The organism is Nocardia sp. NPDC046763 (genome assembly GCF_040645495.1).
GTDB lineage: Bacteria > Actinomycetota > Actinomycetes > Mycobacteriales > Mycobacteriaceae > Nocardia.
Genome location: NZ_JBEYYI010000027.1, coordinates 75718 through 92430 on the forward strand (window position 1 = coordinate 75718; position 16713 = coordinate 92430).

The 16713-nt window shown below is 68.3% G+C and carries 19 protein-coding genes; 9 read left to right on the forward strand and 10 right to left on the reverse strand.

The genetic code is table 11. The annotated features are described in order from the left end of the window. Positions 1-13 precede the first annotated feature (13 nt). The gene (locus tag ABZ909_RS33480) at positions 14-889 is read right to left on the reverse strand and encodes a class I SAM-dependent methyltransferase (protein WP_357007791.1); all 876 of its coding nucleotides are present in this window, start codon (positions 887-889) and stop codon (positions 14-16) included. Positions 890-1175: 286 nt separating this feature from the next. Here ABZ909_RS33480 and pnuC point away from each other — a divergent pair, with 286 nt between their 5' ends. The 3 genes from pnuC (at position 1176) to ABZ909_RS33495 (ending at position 3829) form a co-directional block, all read left to right on the forward strand. Beyond that, entirely contained in the window at positions 1176-1826 is a 651-nt protein-coding gene (gene pnuC, locus ABZ909_RS33485; RefSeq protein ID WP_357007794.1) for a nicotinamide riboside transporter PnuC, read from the forward strand. A 223-nt stretch (positions 1827-2049) separates the two neighbouring features. Beyond that, on the forward strand, positions 2050-2913 hold the full coding sequence (locus ABZ909_RS33490) for a universal stress protein (protein WP_357007797.1): 864 nt from the start codon (positions 2050-2052) through the stop codon (positions 2911-2913). Positions 2914-3214: 301 nt separating this feature from the next. Then, positions 3215-3829, forward strand: a complete 615-nt coding sequence (locus tag ABZ909_RS33495; protein ID WP_357007800.1) for a cutinase family protein — start codon at positions 3215-3217, stop codon at positions 3827-3829. Between the two features lie 20 nt (positions 3830-3849). Here the strand turns inward: ABZ909_RS33495 and ABZ909_RS33500 are convergent, their stop codons facing one another. Next, the gene (locus ABZ909_RS33500; protein WP_357007802.1) at positions 3850-4350 is read right to left on the reverse strand and encodes a hypothetical protein; all 501 of its coding nucleotides are present in this window, start codon (positions 4348-4350) and stop codon (positions 3850-3852) included. 180 nt (positions 4351-4530) lie between these two features. On the opposite strand from ABZ909_RS33500, the gene ABZ909_RS33505 reads away from it, so the two are divergent. Further along, positions 4531-5076, forward strand: coding sequence for a response regulator transcription factor (locus ABZ909_RS33505; protein ID WP_357007805.1), 546 nt, complete (start codon positions 4531-4533; stop codon positions 5074-5076). 39 nt (positions 5077-5115) lie between these two features. Here ABZ909_RS33505 and ABZ909_RS33510 read toward each other — a convergent pair whose 3' ends face one another. Together ABZ909_RS33510 and ABZ909_RS33515 are read right to left on the reverse strand one after the other, a co-directional pair. Next, positions 5116-5463, reverse strand: a complete 348-nt coding sequence (locus ABZ909_RS33510) for a DUF2218 domain-containing protein (RefSeq protein ID WP_357007807.1) — start codon at positions 5461-5463, stop codon at positions 5116-5118. 5 nt (positions 5464-5468) lie between these two features. Continuing rightward, on the reverse strand, positions 5469-6089 hold the full coding sequence (locus ABZ909_RS33515; protein WP_357007810.1) for a class I SAM-dependent methyltransferase: 621 nt from the start codon (positions 6087-6089) through the stop codon (positions 5469-5471). 114 nt (positions 6090-6203) lie between these two features. Here ABZ909_RS33515 and ABZ909_RS33520 point away from each other — a divergent pair, with 114 nt between their 5' ends. Next, complete coding sequence (locus ABZ909_RS33520) at positions 6204-6776, forward strand: TetR/AcrR family transcriptional regulator (RefSeq protein WP_357007812.1); 573 nt, start codon at positions 6204-6206, stop codon at positions 6774-6776. Positions 6777-6833: 57 nt separating this feature from the next. On the opposite strand, the gene ABZ909_RS33525 is transcribed toward ABZ909_RS33520, so the two are convergent. Next, positions 6834-7463, reverse strand: coding sequence for a helix-turn-helix domain-containing protein (locus ABZ909_RS33525; RefSeq protein ID WP_357007815.1), 630 nt, complete (start codon positions 7461-7463; stop codon positions 6834-6836). A gap of 65 nt (positions 7464-7528) precedes the next feature. Here ABZ909_RS33525 and ABZ909_RS33530 point away from each other — a divergent pair, with 65 nt between their 5' ends. The 3 genes from ABZ909_RS33530 (at position 7529) to ABZ909_RS33540 (ending at position 10743) form a co-directional block, all read left to right on the forward strand. Continuing rightward, positions 7529-7960, forward strand: a complete 432-nt coding sequence (locus tag ABZ909_RS33530) for a tautomerase family protein (protein ID WP_357007818.1) — start codon at positions 7529-7531, stop codon at positions 7958-7960. Next, positions 7953-9095, forward strand: a complete 1143-nt coding sequence (locus tag ABZ909_RS33535; protein WP_357007821.1) for an alcohol dehydrogenase catalytic domain-containing protein — start codon at positions 7953-7955, stop codon at positions 9093-9095. The genes ABZ909_RS33530 and ABZ909_RS33535 overlap by 8 nt, the downstream gene beginning before the upstream one ends. Positions 9096-9189: 94 nt before the next feature. Further along, entirely contained in the window at positions 9190-10743 is a 1554-nt protein-coding gene (locus ABZ909_RS33540) for an amino acid permease (RefSeq protein ID WP_357007824.1), read from the forward strand. 25 nt (positions 10744-10768) lie between these two features. Here the strand turns inward: ABZ909_RS33540 and ABZ909_RS33545 are convergent, their stop codons facing one another. The 5 genes from ABZ909_RS33545 to ABZ909_RS33565 all read right to left on the reverse strand — a co-directional run bounded on the left by ABZ909_RS33545 (position 10769) and on the right by ABZ909_RS33565 (position 16154). Further along, the gene (locus tag ABZ909_RS33545) at positions 10769-11533 is read right to left on the reverse strand and encodes a 3-oxoacyl-ACP reductase (protein ID WP_357007827.1); all 765 of its coding nucleotides are present in this window, start codon (positions 11531-11533) and stop codon (positions 10769-10771) included. A gap of 25 nt (positions 11534-11558) precedes the next feature. Then, positions 11559-12920 carry an aldehyde dehydrogenase family protein gene (locus tag ABZ909_RS33550; protein ID WP_357007830.1) on the reverse strand — a complete coding sequence of 454 codons (1362 nt, stop codon included), beginning with the start codon at positions 12918-12920 and terminating at the stop codon, positions 11559-11561. Further along, positions 12917-13660, reverse strand: a complete 744-nt coding sequence (locus ABZ909_RS33555) for a gamma-glutamyl-gamma-aminobutyrate hydrolase family protein (protein WP_357007832.1) — start codon at positions 13658-13660, stop codon at positions 12917-12919. Before ABZ909_RS33555 ends, ABZ909_RS33550 begins: the two co-directional genes overlap by 4 nt. After that, complete coding sequence (locus ABZ909_RS33560; RefSeq protein ID WP_357007835.1) at positions 13641-14996, reverse strand: glutamine synthetase family protein; 1356 nt, start codon at positions 14994-14996, stop codon at positions 13641-13643. The genes ABZ909_RS33555 and ABZ909_RS33560 overlap by 20 nt, the downstream gene beginning before the upstream one ends. A gap of 336 nt (positions 14997-15332) precedes the next feature. Beyond that, positions 15333-16154 carry an alpha/beta hydrolase gene (locus ABZ909_RS33565; RefSeq protein WP_357007837.1) on the reverse strand — a complete coding sequence of 274 codons (822 nt, stop codon included), beginning with the start codon at positions 16152-16154 and terminating at the stop codon, positions 15333-15335. 59 nt (positions 16155-16213) lie between these two features. Here ABZ909_RS33565 and ABZ909_RS33570 point away from each other — a divergent pair, with 59 nt between their 5' ends. Continuing rightward, complete coding sequence (locus ABZ909_RS33570) at positions 16214-16699, forward strand: MarR family winged helix-turn-helix transcriptional regulator (RefSeq protein WP_357007840.1); 486 nt, start codon at positions 16214-16216, stop codon at positions 16697-16699. Positions 16700-16713 lie beyond the last annotated feature (14 nt).

Consider the following 16713-nt stretch of genomic DNA (forward strand, 5'->3'; position numbering starts at 1 on the left):
GGACCGCGCGAGGTCAGGGCCGGGTGACCGTGACCAGGTTGATCAGCGACTGCTGTCGCGGATTGCCGGGCGGAGTCCCGCCGAGGTCGTGAATGTAGTCGGTGAGGTTGACGCGCTCACCGGTCCAGCCGCGGGCGGCGAACCATTCGGTGGCGTCGCTGCGGGGCTCGTTGTAGATCATGTCCATCCAGTCCGAGCCGGTCTCGCCCGCCCCGGTCATCTCGGCGATCGACTCCGCGGGCAGCGGATCCATCTGCTCGATGGCGACCCGGCTGCCGGGCGCACTGAGCTCAACGATGGCGTCGAAGAGTTGGTCCTGCGCGGCCGGTGTGAGATAGATCAGCAGGCCCTCGACCAGCCACGCGGTCGGCGCGGCGGGATCGAATCCATTGTCGCGCAGGATCTTCGGCCAATCCTCGCGCAGATCCACCGCCACCTCGTGCCGCTCGGCGTGTGGCCGGTGCCCGGCCGCGGTGAGCGTCTCCCGCTTGAATTCGAGCACCTGCGGCCGGTCCAGCTCGTAGACGACGGTCCCGTCCGGCCATGCCAGGCGGTACGCGCGGGAGTCCAGTCCGGCCGCCAGAATGACCACCTGTCGGATGCCCGAGGCCGTGGCGGCAGCCATGAAATCGTCGAAATATCGGGTGCGAGCGATCTGATGCTGCTGGAACTGCACCCCGAACTCGGGTGCCAGCAGCGGGTGCTCGGGCAAACGGCCCGCCAGCAGCTCGGCCCATTCCCCGCCCGCCGCCCGCACGAACAGCTCGGCGAACTGATCGTGCGCCGGCGCATCGGCCGTGCGGCCACCCAGCACCCGGGCGGCCGCCACGAACAATGCCGTGGATCCAACACTGGTTTTGATATCCCAGGAATCACCTTCGGTGCGCATATCCGCCAACGTACTCACGCGGGCGCACAAGGTCATTCCGCCGCGCGAAGTCAGCCGGAATCCACTACGGATCCATCATCTGGCTGCAATTCACGCCGTCGAATGTCCGGTCTGCGATCGATCTGGTCGCTCGGACTGCCTGGACGCGGCCCATACCTCCGCTGATCGAGGAAGGGGCGGTGGCGGGAATATCGGGCTGTGGCACGGTGGTTCCGCACGACGACAGCACGCACGCCCCGGGACCCGGATCCGGCAGCTGTGCTCGGCACGCAGCGGAGGAGGCCCGGTGAACGCCGGATTCGACCTGTTCGGTGAACACATTCTCTGGACCGATGCCATCGGCAATCTGTTGTCCCTCGCAGTGGTGTGGCTGGCCATGCGGAAGACCATCTGGACGTGGCCCGTGCAGTTGGCCGGTGCGGTCCTGCTGCTGGTGGCGTCGGTGCACGCCCATGTGCCCGGCAATGCGCTCAAGCAGCTGTTGTTCATCGGGCTCGCGGGCTATGGCTGGCTGGCCTGGCGGCGCGGCACCTCCGAGCACCGGGACCTGATGGTCCGGCCGGCCACCCGCCGCGAACGCCTGACGCTGCTGGCCCTGCTGGTGGTGGGCACGGTCGCGGTGGCCGAGGCGTTCGCCCACCTCGGCTGGCTGCACATCGCCTGGTCCCCGTGGGCCAATGCCTACGTCTTCGTCGGCAGCGCCATCGCGACCTTCGCGCAGAGCCGGGCCCTGACCGACTTCTGGATCATCTGGATGCTCGTCGATCTGGTCGGTGTGCCGCTCGCGATGAAATCCGGCCTGTACGCCTCGGGCGCGGTCTACGGTCTGTTCTTCCTGCTCGTGGCGCTCGGGTTCCTGCGCTGGCGGGGCGAATATCGTTCGCGCCGAAACCTTCCCGCCGCCGCGGCCGTCGCCGCGCCTGTGGGCGGCGAGTGAGTCCGTCCCGCGATAAACACTGATCGAGGTCCGTCCGGGCGGGTGGAGTGTTTCCGGGGCGGGATACGGGTGACGGAACGTTCGGCGACCCGGGGTCGGTGCTCGGGCGGGTGGAACCTGTTCATCGTCGGACTGCCCACGGCGAGTCGGCCCCGAGACCGGCTGGTCGGCTCGTAGTATCGCCCGCTGAAGGTTCTTTCCACCCGGAAGGAGGCCGAACGCGGTGCCTGCCAGCAGTCTCGACCGGCCGATCGTGGTCGGTGTCGACGCCTCCGAGTCCGCCCTGCACGCCGTGCGCTGGGCCGCCGTGGACGCGGCTCTGCGCGACGCGCCCCTGCACCTGGTGTTCGCGGTGCCCGCGGTCGCCGAATCGCCCCTGGACGAGAGCCCGGTCCGGCTGCTGCACGATCGGCTGCGCTATACCGCCCAGGCCGCCCTCGACACCGCCGCCGAGACCGCGCGGCAAGCCGCCGGGGACCGCGAGATTCGCGATATCCGCACCTTCCTCGTCGACATCCCGGCCGTCATGGTGCTCGCGGAGCTCGCCGCGACCGCTTACTACGTGGTGGTCGGCGTGCGCGGGATGAGCGCCTACCATCGCAGCCTGCTCGGGTCGGTCAGCACCGGTGTGGCGCGGCACGCGCAGGGGCCCGTGGTGGTGGTGCCCGGTGAGACGGACGGGCTGTCGGACCGGCCCGTGGTGACCGGCGTGGACGGGTCGCCGCACAGCGTCCGCGCACTCGAGATCGCCTTCGACGAGGCTTCCCGGCGCGGCGTGCCGCTGATCGCGGTCCAGGCGTGGAAGCTGGCCGGGGACAGCGACACCCACTCCTATGACGACGCGGTCCAGCTGCTCACCCGCATGCTCGATCGCAATATCCGCAACTACCCGGGCGTCGAGGTGAAATCTGTTGTGCAGGAAGGGCATCCCGCCCGCGTTCTGCTCGATGCCGCGGCTGGTGCGCAACTGCTGGTGGTCGGGAGCCACGGCACCCGTGGCTATCCCGGTATGGCGCTCGGCTCGACCGGTCACGCACTGCTGCACGGCAGTGAGTGCCCCATCGCCCTGGTCCGCCTGCGCAACTGAGCCGGCGGTGCCGCCGCCTTCGAGCAGCGCATCCTCGATTACGGGAGTTTCGCTCCGGCATACCGGATTCGGCCGGAGCCTGCCCGCGCGCTGTGCAACTGATGGCGGAACGTCCCCGCGTCAATGCCCGGCAAGCTCGCCGGGTCGTGTGCGCGCGGCTCGCTGACATCGCGATACGGCCAACAAAAACAGTGCGTGTGTAACTGTTTCGCCAGAAAACAAGAACTCCAGCAATTTCTGGGTACATCATGCGCAAGCCGGGCTCGCCCCGGAGGTTACACAAATAGAGAAAGTTACGATCATGCGTAGAGCAACGGCGCTCTTCGCCGCATTACTGTTGGCCATCCTTTTTTCCATTACACACCTGACGGCTCCGAAGGCCAATGCCGATGTCTGCACCGGTGATTGGGCGATCGGCATCGGCGGACTCGGCGACAACACCTCGTCCATCTTCGCTCCGTACGTCGATCAGCCAGTCGGATACAACTCCGCCGACCCGATGTCGGGGTTGAACGAACTGGACCGACTGTTCTGGCAGCATCGCAACGAATGCCCGGGCGACCACATCCGGTTGATCGGGCACAGTGAGGGCGCCGGCATCGTGCACGCCTGGGTCACCGCACACCAGGACGTCGACAATGCCAATGCCATTCTGCTGTCGGATCCCAAGCGGGCCCCCGGCCCGGGTTGGGGCGGACTGTCCTCGACTCCCGGCAGCGGGATCGTCGGCTATCCGCTGGCCGGCGTCGACGACTGGTTCGGCGGCTTCCCGGTTCTGACGGTGTGCAACCACGACGACCAGATCTGCGACACTTCGGCCGGCTGGTGGGGTTACCTCTTCGGGGGAGCGCACGGTCGTTACGATTTCAATGTCTGGGACTACGGCGACTGGGATTCCGGCGTCTGGTACCGGTAAATCAAGTGATTCGAAGGGGATCAGTAGCCGAAAGGCACTGGTCCCTTTTGGCTGAACCCGTGCCCCATCGACGTGCACACGGCCGCGCCATTGAAGGTGATCTGACAGGTCGCGCCGGCACGCGTAATCGAGAACTGCGGATCGTGCCCGCTCACCTGCGCGATGGGGGCCAGACCCGGATTTCCGCCCGCGAGGGTGTGGCTGCCGTTGGAATTCCACTCCGGATGCGCCGGCAACGCGGCCGAATCGATGGCAATGGCCGGCACATTCGAGAACGGCACCTGCGCCCCGGCATAGAGCACATTCATGGTGGCGGCCGGAACCGTCAGATCACACCCCACTGCACCGGCCGCGCCGATCGAGCAGTTCCACTCGCCCAGGCTGAAATACACGGTGTCGCCGACCTGGACGGGCCCGCTCGAGTCGTCGGCGTACGCGCCGCCCGCGCCGAACAAACCGGCAACAATTCCGAGAATCCCCCCGCAAACCCATGCGGCGGTCGCTTTCACAGCTCTGGACACGGCATCTCCCTGATGCGCAATAAGAGTTATCGGCCGAACCGGCCATAGGGAAAACGTATCACTTTACGGCGCAAAGACAGGAGTTCTGTCGAGGGGGCTGACACAATTTTCGGCCAGATCGCCGGTCAATTCGGCTGGGCCACCGGCAAATCCTTCGGTGCCTTCGATGTCCGGCCGGTCGTGCTCGATGCCCGCGCGGTGCATCCCAAGCGCAGCGCCATCGGGCATCTGCGCCGGCACCGCCCGGATGTGGTGGTCACCGATATCCGCATGCCGCACGTGGACGGCCTCGGGGTGACCCGCCGGGTCCGCGGCCTCCCCACACCGCCGGCGGTGGTCGTCCTAACCACCTTCGGACTGGACGAATACGTCTACGCCGCACTGGAATCCGGCGCGGCGGGCTTCCTGCTCGAGGACACTCCGCCCCGCGAACTCGCCCGCGCCGTCGAGGTGGTCGCGGCCGGTGACGCCATCCTCGCGCCGGCCATCACCAAACGCATGCTCACCGCCTTCACGCAGGGTCCGGGCGCGCAGCAACCGGACGCGCTCGCCCAGCTCGCCCAGCTTTCCCAGCTCACCGATCGGGAACGCGAGGTCGCCCGGGTAGTCGCCACCGGTGCGGGCAATGCCGAGATCGCCCGCACCCTGCACATGAGCGAGTCCACGGTCAAGGTGCACATCAGCCGCGTCATCGCCAAGCCGGGCTCGAAAACCGCACGCAGATAGCGATTCTCGTGCTGCGCGCCGGATTGGCCTGAACGCCGGTCAGTCCGGATCCCGCCAGTGAACGGTGAGGGAACCGCCGCCGAAGCGGGTGAGGTCGCGGGTGAGGATGTCGCGGATGCGGCGCAGGGCCGCTGCATCCGTCGCGTCGATTCGCACCACGAGTGTCTCGGGTTCGGCGGTGAGAGTGCAGCGGCCCCAGGGGTCGAAATGGGCTGTGGTGCGGCTATCGGTGCCTTCGACGCGCAGGTGGAACTCGCCGGCGGCCTGGGGATTGCCGGCGTGGACGCGGTGGCCGCGCGGGGAGGCCATGGCCTCGGCGTGGGTGCGGAACTGACGCAGGTAGCGGGCCGGTCGGTCGGTCGGGACGCGGGATTCGAGTGCGGGCATGGGAATCACTGCCGGGTGAGGGCGGCGAGCCAGGCTGCCACCGGAGTCGGGCTGGGAAGGATGTCGAGGGTGGCCGGTTCGAGGGAATCGAGTCGCCAGCCGTCGGTGAAGGCGGACTCGATATCGGTGCGGCTCAGGCGATGCGGACCCCAGGTGCCGGGCTGGCGATCGCTGAAACCGAGCACAAAGTACCGTCCGCCCGGCGGAATGATCGTGGCCAGGCCGTCGACCAGGGCGATGCGGTCCGCGCCGTCGAACAGGTGGAACAGGCCGCAGTCCAGCACGGTGTCGAAGGTCTCGCCGAGGCCGGCCAGGTCCAGGGCGCTGTGGCACACGAACCGCGCGTGCAGTCCGCGTTCCGCCGCCTTGCGCCGGGCCAGTTCGAGCGCGTGCCCGGACTGGTCGATCCCGGTGGCGTCGAGACCCAGGCCGGCGGCGAGCAGCGCGTGTTCGCCGGTGCCGCAACCGAGGTCGAGGACCCGGCCGTGCAGGGCGCCCGCCTCGGCGAGAGTGGCGAAGGCGGGCTGGGGACGGTCGATGTCCCACGGCGGCTTCGTCGCGTAGAGGGTGTCGGGTGCGTTGGGGTCGTGGTATTCGGGGTGGGGGTCGTCGATGGGTGGGAACACGGAATTCTCCTGTCGGGAGGGTCGGCTGCGACCTGATGCTTCGAATTTATCGAGACACTGTGTCTATGGTCAAGAGTCAGTGTCTACAGGGCGGTCAGTCTGTATGGTTGAGGCGTGCCGAAGCTGTGGAACGAGACGATCGACGCCCATCGCCGCGAGGTGCGGGACGCGATCCTCGACGCCACCGCGGCCCTGGCCTTCGAGCAGGGACTGCGCGGGGTGACCATGTCGCAGATCGCCACTCGCGCTGGCATCGGACGGGCCACGCTCTACAAGTACTTCCCGGATGTCGAGACCATTCTGCGCACCTGGCACGCCCGACAGATCGAGGCCCACCTGGGCGAGCTGGTCAAGGTCCGCGACGGCGAGGGCAGTGCCGGTGGCCGGCTCGACGCCGTTCTCACCGCCTATGCCCACATCACCCGCCAAACCGGCAGTCACGACCGGGAATTGGTGAAGTTCCTGCATCCCGACGAGCACATCGTCGCCGCCCTGAACCAGCTGCGCGATCTGCTCCGGCAGCTGATCGAAGAAGGCGCCGCCACCGGCGAACTGCGCGCCGATGTCCCGCCCGGCGAACTGGCCGCCTATTGCCTGCACGCCCTGTCGGCCGCGGCCGACGCGACGTCGGAGGCAGCGGTGGGGCGCCTGGTATCGGTCACCGCGGCGGGACTGCGCGCGGTCTGATCCACCGCGCGGCTTTCGCTGTCCCGGATCGGCGCGCTTCGGGCGGGAGCCGGGACCTCAGGTCCGGTCGCGCGTAATCGTCGACCGCACAAGCGGTTCCAGCTGTGCGGCAATGCGATCCAAGGGCTCCGCGCTCTGCTGTGCGCGGCACATGGCCACGCTGCCCTCGACGGCGGCGACGATCAGGGTGGCCATGCGCTCGGCCTCGGCGCGTTCGGCCCCGTGGGCGCACATCGAGTCGGTCAGCAGCTCGGTCCAACGGCCGAAGGCCGCGGCGGCGGCCTCGCGGGGTGCGCCCTCGGCCTCGGGCAGGTCCTCCACGGCGACCGCCAGCACCGGGCACCCGGCGCGGAAGCCGGTGTCCACCACGACCTTCCGCCACATCTGCAGGAAGGCCCGCAGCCCCTCGATCGGCCCCCGGTCAAGTTCGCGGGCGAGCAGCGTCGCCGCGAGATCCCCGGCGAAGGTGACCGCCTCGGTCGCGAGCTGGGTCTTGCCGCCGGGAAAGTAGTGATACGTCGAACCCAGTGGCGCGCGAGCGTATTTGGCGAGTTCGCGCACGCTGGTCGCGTTCAGGCCGCGCCGCCTGATCATGTCGGCCGCCCCGGCCACGAGTTTGCCGCGTGAATCCGCGGTCTCGCTCGCCGTCCCCGCCATCGACTCCTCCTTGTCTATAACAACCGTCATAGAGTACCGTCCCTCGATTATAACGACTGTTATAGACAGTCGGCTGGAAGCGAAGGAGCACGTAGATGCCGATGATTCAGTTGTCCCTGCCCGCCGGGGTGCTGACCGGGGACGCGCGGGGCGAGCTGTCGAAAGCGCTGCCGCAGACCCTGCTGAAGTGGGAGGGCGCACCCGACACCGCGTTCTTTCGCGCACAGGCGTGGTGCCGCATCGAGGAGGTCGCCGACGGCGGATTCGGGGCGCTCGAAGACGATCTGCCGCGCTTCCGGGTCGACGTGACCGTCCCCGCCGGCGCGCTGTCCGATCGCCGCAAGACCGGGCTCATCGCCGAGGTCACCGAAAAGGTGCTCGCCGCCGCGGGCCTGGGCCAGAGCGAGGCGCTGCGGGTGTGGGTGCTGATCCACGAGCAGTCCGAAGGCACCTGGGGCGCGGCCGGTTCGGTCGTGAAGTTCAAGGAACTGGCCGCTCTCGCCCAGGGGCAGCGGTCGGATGCGTGAGCTGCAGTTCGTCCGGACCGGGCGGCTGGAGTGGCGGGAGCGTCCCACGCCGGTGCTGCGGGACGCCCGGGACGCGCTGGTGCGGCCGTTCGTCGCGGGGCGCTGCGACGGCGACACCATGCCGATCCACCGGCACGTCTCGCGGGCCATGCAGCTGGGTCTGCGCGCCGGGCTGATCGATCCGGTGGTGCGGAGCATCTGCGGGCCGGTTCCGTTCCAGGGGCCCTTCGCGATCGGGCACGAATGCGTCGCCGAGGTCTTCGAAGTCGGCTCGGACGTCACGACCCTGCGGCCAGGTGACGTGGTAGTGGTGCCGTGGGCGGTGTCCTGCGGCGACTGCCGGGAATGCCGGCTGGGCCTGACCGCGAAGTGTTCGACGACCCGCGCCTCGACCTTGGCGGCCTTCGGTTTCGGGGCGGCCAGCGGCCCGTGGGGCGGCATGGTCGCGGATCTGCTGCGCATTCCCTTCGCCGACCACATGCTGGTTCCGGTGCCGGCGGGTGTGGATCCGCTGCGCGTCGCCGCCGCCAGTGACAACCTCTCGGACGCGTGGCGGTGCGTGGTCCCGGCGCTGCGGGAACGGCCCGGCGGCAAGGCGCTGATCCTCGGCGGGGCCGCGCAGAGCATCGGTCTCTACGCGGCGGGCCTGGCGGTCGCGCACGGCGCGGAGGTCGTCGACTACGTGGATCACCGGCCCGAGCGGCTGGCCATCGCCGAAAAGCTCGGCGCCCGAGCCCATCCCACGGCAGGACGGAAGCTACGCCGCGCAGATGTCCCGCGCCGCGACTACGACATCGCCGTGGAGGGCACGTCCACGGCAGCGGGAGTCGATCTCGCGCTGCGCTCGCTCGGGCCGGGTGGGTTCTGCCAGCCGGTCGGCTACTACCTGCCGGTGGGTACAAAGGTCCCGCTCATGCACATGTACGCCACCGACGCGACGGTCAAGATCGGCGTCTCGAATGTCCGGCCAATTCTGCCCGATGTACTGGATTTCGTTGCCCGCCACAATTTTCCGGCCGAAGTCGTGACCACGATGACCGCCGCCTGGGAAGACGCGCCCGCGGCGTACGCGGCGCACACCACCAAGCTGGTCCTGCACCGCGAGCCCCTCGCGGTTTCCGGACCGGGCGACTAATTTGCCCGTTGGCCTGCGGCTCGACACCGGATTACCGCACACTGGGCTCCTGGCAAATGCCGTGTGAGGGCGGCGTTTTCACTCGGGAGCTAGCATGACCGCAACCCAGCCTCGATCCGATGATGAACGGCGGCTCGCCGAACTCGGTTACAAGCAGGAATTGGCGCGATCCTGGTCCGGATTCTCCAATTTCGCCATCAGTTTCACCATTGTCTCGATTCTCACCGGCGGCCTGGCGAGTTATGGGATCGGCCTGTCCAATGGCGGGCCGATCACCATGGCGTGGGGCTGGCCGCTGGTCTCGGTCATGGTGTTGTTCGTCGGGCTGGCCATGGCCGAATTGGCCTCGGCCTATCCGACGTCCGGTGGACTGTACTGGTGGGCGTCGGAGCTGGGCGGGCCGGTGTGGGGCTGGTTCACCGGATGGTTCAACCTGATCGGGCAGATCGCGGTGACCGCGGCCATCGATTACGGCGCCGCCATCTTCACCACCGTGGTGCTGAATGTGATCGGATGGGATATCGGGACCGACCGCAATGCCATCTTCGCGGTGTTCTCCGGGATTCTGGTGCTGCACGCGGTGCTGAACATCATCGGCCCGCACCTGTCGGCGGTCATCAACAATGTGTCGGCCTGGTGGCATGTGGGCGGTGTGGCCATCTTCGTGGTGGTGCTGGGATTCGGCGCGCGCCACCACCAGAGCATCGGCTTCGTGTTCACCAAGACCGTGGACAACAGCGCGATCGGGTTCGGCGGGGTGGCGTTCAGCTTCCTGCTCGGGTTGCTGCACGCGCAGTACACGTTCACCGGGTACGACGCCTCGGCGCACATGTCGGAGGAGACGCACGACGCCTCGCGCATGGCGGCCAAGGGGATCATCAACACCATTGTGGTGTCGGCGGTCGCGGGGTATCTGCTCATCATGGCGGTGACGTTCGCGATCCCGAATCTCGACGATGCGCTGGATCCGGCCAAGAACAGCGGTTATCCGGTCATCTACATCCTGCAGAATTCACTGAATTCGTTCTGGTCGGGGCTGCTGCTGATCATCGCCGCCGTCGCGCAGTTGTTCTGCGGCTATGCCTCGGTCACCGCGGCCTCCCGCATGCTGTTCGCTTTCGCGCGCGACGGCGCGGTGCCGGGATCCAAGCTGTGGGCGAAGCTGTCGGCCCGCCGGGTGCCGGTGAACGCGGTCTTCTTCGTCTCGGTGTTCGCGTTCATTCTGCTGATTCCGTCGATGCTGGTGCCCGCCGCCAATGCCCCGACCGCGTACGCCGCCGCCACCTCGGTGGCCACCATCGGCCTGTACATCGCCTACGGGATTCCGGTGCTGCTGCGGCTGTTGCGCGGCAACCGATTCCAGGCCGGGCCCTGGCAGCTGGGGCGCTGGTATCGGCCGATCGGGATCATCGCGCTGATCTGGATCGTGATCATCAGCGTGCTGTTCATCCTGCCGACCGACGACCACGGGTATCCGTGGGTGGACGGATTCACCTGGAACGCGGTGAATTACGCGCCCCTCACCCTGGTCGGGGTGGTGGGCGCGATCGCCGTCTGGTGGCTCGTCTCGGCCCGGCGCTGGTTCACCGGACCCAAACGAACCGTGGAGGAGCCGCCGGCGGCCGACCAGGCCCCCGTCGGCGCCTGACCCGCAGCGCCCGAAAATCGTTGCGCTACAGGGGCGTCACGTACGCGCCCGAGATACCGCCGTCGACCAGGAACTGCGAGGCGGTGATGAAGGAGGAATCGTCGCTGGCGAGGAAGGCCACGGCGGCGGCGATCTCCTCCGGCTCGGCGAACCGGCCGACGGGGATATGCACCAGGCGGCGGGCGGCGCGTTCGGGATCCTTGGCGAACAGCTCCTGCAGCAGGGGAGTATTGACCGGTCCGGGGCACAGCGCGTTCACGCGAATGCCCTGGCGCGCGAACTGGACTCCCAGCTCCCGGCTCATGGCCAGCACGCCGCCCTTGGAGGCGGTGTAGGAGATCTGGGAGGTGGCCGCGCCCATGACGGCCACGAAGGACGCGGTATTGATGACCGAGCCCCGGCCGCGTTCGAGCATGTGCTCGATGGCGTACTTGCTGCACAGATACACCGAGGTCAGATTGACCTCCTGCACCCGCTTCCAGGCGTCGATGCCGGTGGTGAGGATCGAATCGTCCTCCGGCGGTGAGATGCCCGCGTTGTTGAAGGCGATGTCGAGGCCGCCGTAGGTGTCGACGGCGGCCTGGAACATGGCCCGCACCTGCTCCTCGTCGGTGACGTCGACCTTCACGTAGAGCCCGCCGGCCTCGGCCGCGGCGGCCTCGCCGCCGGTGGCGTCGATATCGGCGACCACGACCTTGGCGCCCTCCTGGGCGAAGCGTCGGACGGTGGCCAGCCCGATACCGCTGCCGCCGCCGGTGACGACCGCGACTCGATCCTGTAAGCGCTGCAACGTATCTCCTTCGATGAGGGGCTGGTTACTCGGTGGCGAGGAAGACGTTCTTGGTCTCGGTGAAGGCGCGCGCGGCGTCGGGGCCGAGTTCGCGGCCCAGACCGGACTGCTTGAATCCGCCGAACGGCGTCCAATAGCGCACGGAGGAATGGGAATTCACCGACAGATTCCCGGCCTCGACCCCGCGGGCCACCCGCAGCGCCCGCCCGACATCGCTGGTCCAGATGGAGCCGGACAGGCCGTAGTCGGTGGCGTTGGCGAGGCGCAGGGCGTCGGGCTCGTCCTCGAAGGGCAGCACCGCCACCACCGGGCCGAACACTTCCTCGGTGAGCACCCGGTCCTGGGGGCTCGACGGGAGGACGACGGTGGGGGCGAACCAGTATCCGGGGCCGTCGGGGCGGGCGCCGGTGAACGCCACCTTGGTCGACGGTTCGAGGAATCCGGCGACGCGGTCGCGGTGGGCGGCGGAGATGAGGGGCCCCATCTCGGTCGACTCGTCGGACGGATCGCCCACCCGCACGCCCTGGACCGCCGGTTCGAGCAGTTCCAGGAAGCGGTCGAAGACGCTGCGCTGCACCAGGATTCGGGAGCGGGCGCAGCAGTCCTGACCGGCATTGTCGAAGACGCCGTAGGGGGCGGTGGCGGCGGCGCGCTCGAGGTCCGAGTCGGCGAACACGATATTGGCGCTCTTGCCGCCCAATTCGAGGGTCACCCGCTTCACCTGCTCGGCGCAGCCGGCCATGATCTGCCTGCCCACCTCGGTGGAACCGGTGAACACCACCTTGCGCACGGCCGGATGGGTGACGAAACGGGCCCCGACCACCGCGCCGCGACCCGGGATCACCTGGAAGACGTCCTCGGGCAGGCCGGCCTCCACGGCGAGCTCACCGAGCCGGATGGCGGTGAGCGGGGTGAGCTCGGCCGGTTTGAGCACCACGGTGTTCCCCGCGGCCAGCGCGGGACCGAAGCCCCAGGCCGCGATGGGCATGGGGAAGTTCCAGGGCACGATGATGCCGACCACGCCCAGCGGCTCGCAGAAGGTGATGTCCACCCCGCCCGGGACCGGAATCTGATTGCCCAGCAGGCGTTCCGGCATACCCGCGCTGTAGTGCAGGACGTCGCGGACATTGCCGGCCTCCCAGCGGGCATTGCCGATGGTGTGGCCGGCATTGCTGACCTCGAGCCGGGCCAGCTGCTCGATCTCGGCATCCACCGCCTCGGCGAAGCGGCGCAGCAGCCGCGCCCGATCGCCGGGGGCGACGGCGCGCCAGCCCGCCGTCGCCCGGTGCGCGCGTTCGATGGCGGCGTCGGTGGCGGCCGTATCGGCCGCGGCGATGGTGGCCAGCACCTGCTCGGTGGCGGGATTGACGATGTCGGTGGTTGTCACGGGGTGCGCTCCTTTCCGTACTGTGCCGCGTGGTCGACCAGGGCCCGCATGAGGCGGAGGTCGGTCGGATTCTCCTCGGGATGCCATTGCACGCCCAGCAGGAACGGGCCGTCGCGGGTCTCCGCGGCCTCGATGACGCCGTCCGCCGTGTGCCCGGTGGCGGTGAGGCCGGGGGCGAGCGTGCCGATGGCCTGATGGTGGTGGCAGTGCGCCTTCGCCTCGGAGCCGACGATGTCGGCGAGGCGGCTGCCGGGAACAGTGGTGACGGTGTTGACCGTGAAGACGCCGGGGGAGCGCGAGTGGTCGGTGTGCCCCACGGCATCCGGGACGTGTTGCAGCAGGGTGCCGCCCAGGGCTACGTTCACCAATTGCAGTCCGCGGCAGACGGCCAGGACCGGCAGTTCCGCCGCGCGGGCGAGCGCGAACAGCCCGAACTCGGACTCGTCGCGGTCGAGGCGCAGTCCGCGGGTGGCGGGATGCGGTGGCGCGCCGTAGCGGGCGGGGTCGAGGTCCGCGCCGCCGGTGAGCACCAGGCCGTCGAGGCGCTCGACGAGCTCGGGGCGCGGAGTTCCGATGGGCGGCAACAGGACCGGGATACCGCCCGCGCGCTCGGTCAGGTCGATGTAGGTGCGGGCCAGCACCGCGGCGTCGACGTCCCAGTGGCCGAAACGGGTGCGTTCGGAATACGTGGGCAGGCCGATGACGGGCCGGCGGCCGGAGTCAGAGTCGTTCGAAGCCACGGATCCGCTCCCAATCGGTCACCGCCGCGTCGTAGGCGTCCAGCTCGACCTGCGCGGCATTGCGGTAGTGCCGCACCACCTCCGGACCGAACGCTTTCTGGGCGATCTTGCTGTCGCCGAACAGCTGCGCGGCCTCGCGCAGGGTGTGCGGGACGCGCGGCCGGTGCGAACGGTAGGCGTTGCCGTGGAACTCCGGCTCCAGTGGGAGCTGGTGTTCGATGCCGTGCAGACCGGCGGCGATTGCCGCGGCGACCGCCAGATACGGGTTCACATCGCCGCCCGGGATGCGGTTCTCCAGGCGCAGCGAGGGGCCATGGCCGACGACGCGCAGGGCGCAGGTGCGATTGTCGCGACCCCAGGCCAGGGCGGTGGGTGCGAAGCTGCCGGCCTGGAATCGTTTGTAGGAGTTGATGTTCGGGGCCAGCAGATAGGTGAGTTCGCGCAGGCAGTCCAGCTGGCCCGCGATGAAGTGGCGCATCAGGGCCGAGGGGTCGTCGCCGTCGGCGAAGACCGGCTCGCCCGCGCCGTTGCGCAGGCTCAGGTGGATGTGGCAGGAATTGCCTTCCCGCTCATTGTATTTCGCCATGAAGGTGATGCTGCGGCCCTCCTGGGCGGCGATCTCCTTGGCGCCGGTCTTGTAGATGGTGTGGTTGTCGCAGGTGATCAGCGCCTCGTCGTAGCGGAAGGCGATCTCGTGCTGGCCGGGATTGCATTCGCCCTTGGCGGACTCGACATACATTCCCGCGCCGGACATGTCGGTGCGGATACGGCGCAGCAGCGGTTCGATCCGGGCGGTGCCGAGCATCGAGTAGTCGACGTTGTACTGGTTGGCGGGGGTGAGATCGCGGTAGCCGCTGCGGAAGGCGGACTCGTAGGTGTCGTCGAAGACGAGGAATTCGAGTTCGGTGCCGACATAGGCGGACAGGCCGCGCTCGGCCAGGCGATCCAGCTGGGCGCGCAGCACCTGCCGGGGTGAGGCGGCCACGGGCTGCCCGGGCCGGCCGTGCGGGTCCACCTGCTCGACGTCGCAGAGCACCAGCGCGGTGCCCGGCCACCACGGCACCAGCCGCAGCGTGCTCAGATCAGGGCGCAGCACGAAATCGCCGTAGCCGGTGTCCCAGGAGGACATCTCGTAGCCCTCGACCGTGGTCATCTCCACGTCGACGGCCAGCAGATAGTTACACGCCTCCGTCGCCTGATCCAGTACCTCCTCCACGAAATACCGTGCCGAACAACGCTTTCCCTGTAATCGCCCCTGCATGTCGGTCATCGCCACCAGCACCGTGTCCAGCGTCCCCGCCTCGACCCGCGCCACCAGCTCCGCCACGGTAAGCATCCCGGCCCGCATTCTTGACCCCTCTCGACGTCAACCCCGCTCACGCTAGGCGAACCCGGCCTCCGTGTGTGCCCGAATACGGCAAGTGATCACTCGCGTCTTCGATGTGGCCTTCCCGTGCGCCGATCGCCCCGGCGCCACGCCGGAAATACTGCTGCGCTCGCTCCGTCCGCTCGGCTACCGTCCGGACCATGCCCGGTCCCGAGGAAACGTTCGCCGGCCCGCATCAGCCCGCGGTCTATCTGATCACCGGAATGCAGGCCGCCGGGAAATCGACCGTGGTGCAGGCTCGCGTCGTCGGCCGGTTGTGACGGTGGCGCGAGACTGCGGGCGGGTTCAACTGGTCTGATCGATGAATTTCTCGACGAGTCTGTTGTAGACCGCCGGCTGTTCCATGTTCGGGTAGTGGCCCGCGCGGTCGATTGTGGTGCGGCGACCGTGAGGTACCGCGTCGAGCAGCCGGTCCACGGTCGCCGTCAGGTCCGGTGAGTCGAGCGCGCCGTCGACGGCGAGCACCGGGACGCGGATCGTTTGTGCGCGAGCTGCGATATCGGCGACGGGAAGGCGGTAATCCTGTTCCGGGGCAGTGTGTTTGGCCAGGGTTCGAGCCGCCATCTGCCGAAGCTTGTGGATGATGGCCGGGTCGACCTCGGCCGGCGATCGGTTCGGGCCTGCTGCCCAGGAAACGAACGCCTCCATCCATGTGGCGATATCTCCGCGAGTCAGTGCGTTCGCCTGGGCGTCGGCGACCTTCCTCGACCACCGATCGCGATACTCCGGCTCGCCGATGCCGCGACCGCTGACGATCAGGCCCTCGACCAACTCCGGATGTTCTATCGCGGTGTCGACCGCGAGCATGGCGCCCATCGATACGCCCACCAGCACAGCGGATTTCACGCCGAGGTGGCGCAGAAGTGCCACTACATCGTCGACCGGCCGGAAATGCCTTGTCGCATTTGCGGATTCGCCGTGCCCCCGAGCGTCGGGGGCGATCACCCGGTGGTGCCGGCCCAGTGCCGACAGCTGTGGATCGAACATGGTGGAGTCCACGAAGCTCGCGTGCAGCAGCACCACGGGCCGGCCCGCGCCCCCGGTGTCGCGATACGCCAGAGCGCCGTCGTCGGTTTGGAAGGTGAATGTATCGGTCGCGGCAGACATGACAACCAAGGTGTCATAGCTCCGCGCAGTTTGACAACTCAGGTGTCATAATTGGTGTTGTGGATCATCCCCTCGCACCTGAAGAGCTGGCACGCCGACTGATGGAGGTCTTCACGCAAGTCGGCATCCTCAACCGGCACGTCTATCGCAGAATCGAGCAGGACGCCCTACCCCCGGGGCTGTCGGTCGGCGTTCGCGGCATCTGCGATCTGCTGGCCGCGCATGAACCGATGACCGTTCCACAGATGGGACGCGCTTTGGCGTTGAGTCGCCAGTTCGTCCAGCGAATGGTCAACGACGCCCTCGCGCAGGAGCTCGTCGAAACCCGCGACAACCCGCGGCATCAACGCTCGCCGCTGGTCGGTTTGACCGCGAAGGGACGTGCGGCGATGGCCTCGACCGCCGCCCGCGAACACGCCGTGCTGCGCGGCGTCGGCGGGAACCTCACCGCCGCTGATATCGACACGTGCCTGCGAGTCCTTCGCCACCTGGGCGAACCCTTCGCCGATGTCGACCTGGACGGCCACTCCGGACAGCACAGCTGAACTCCCGATCCATG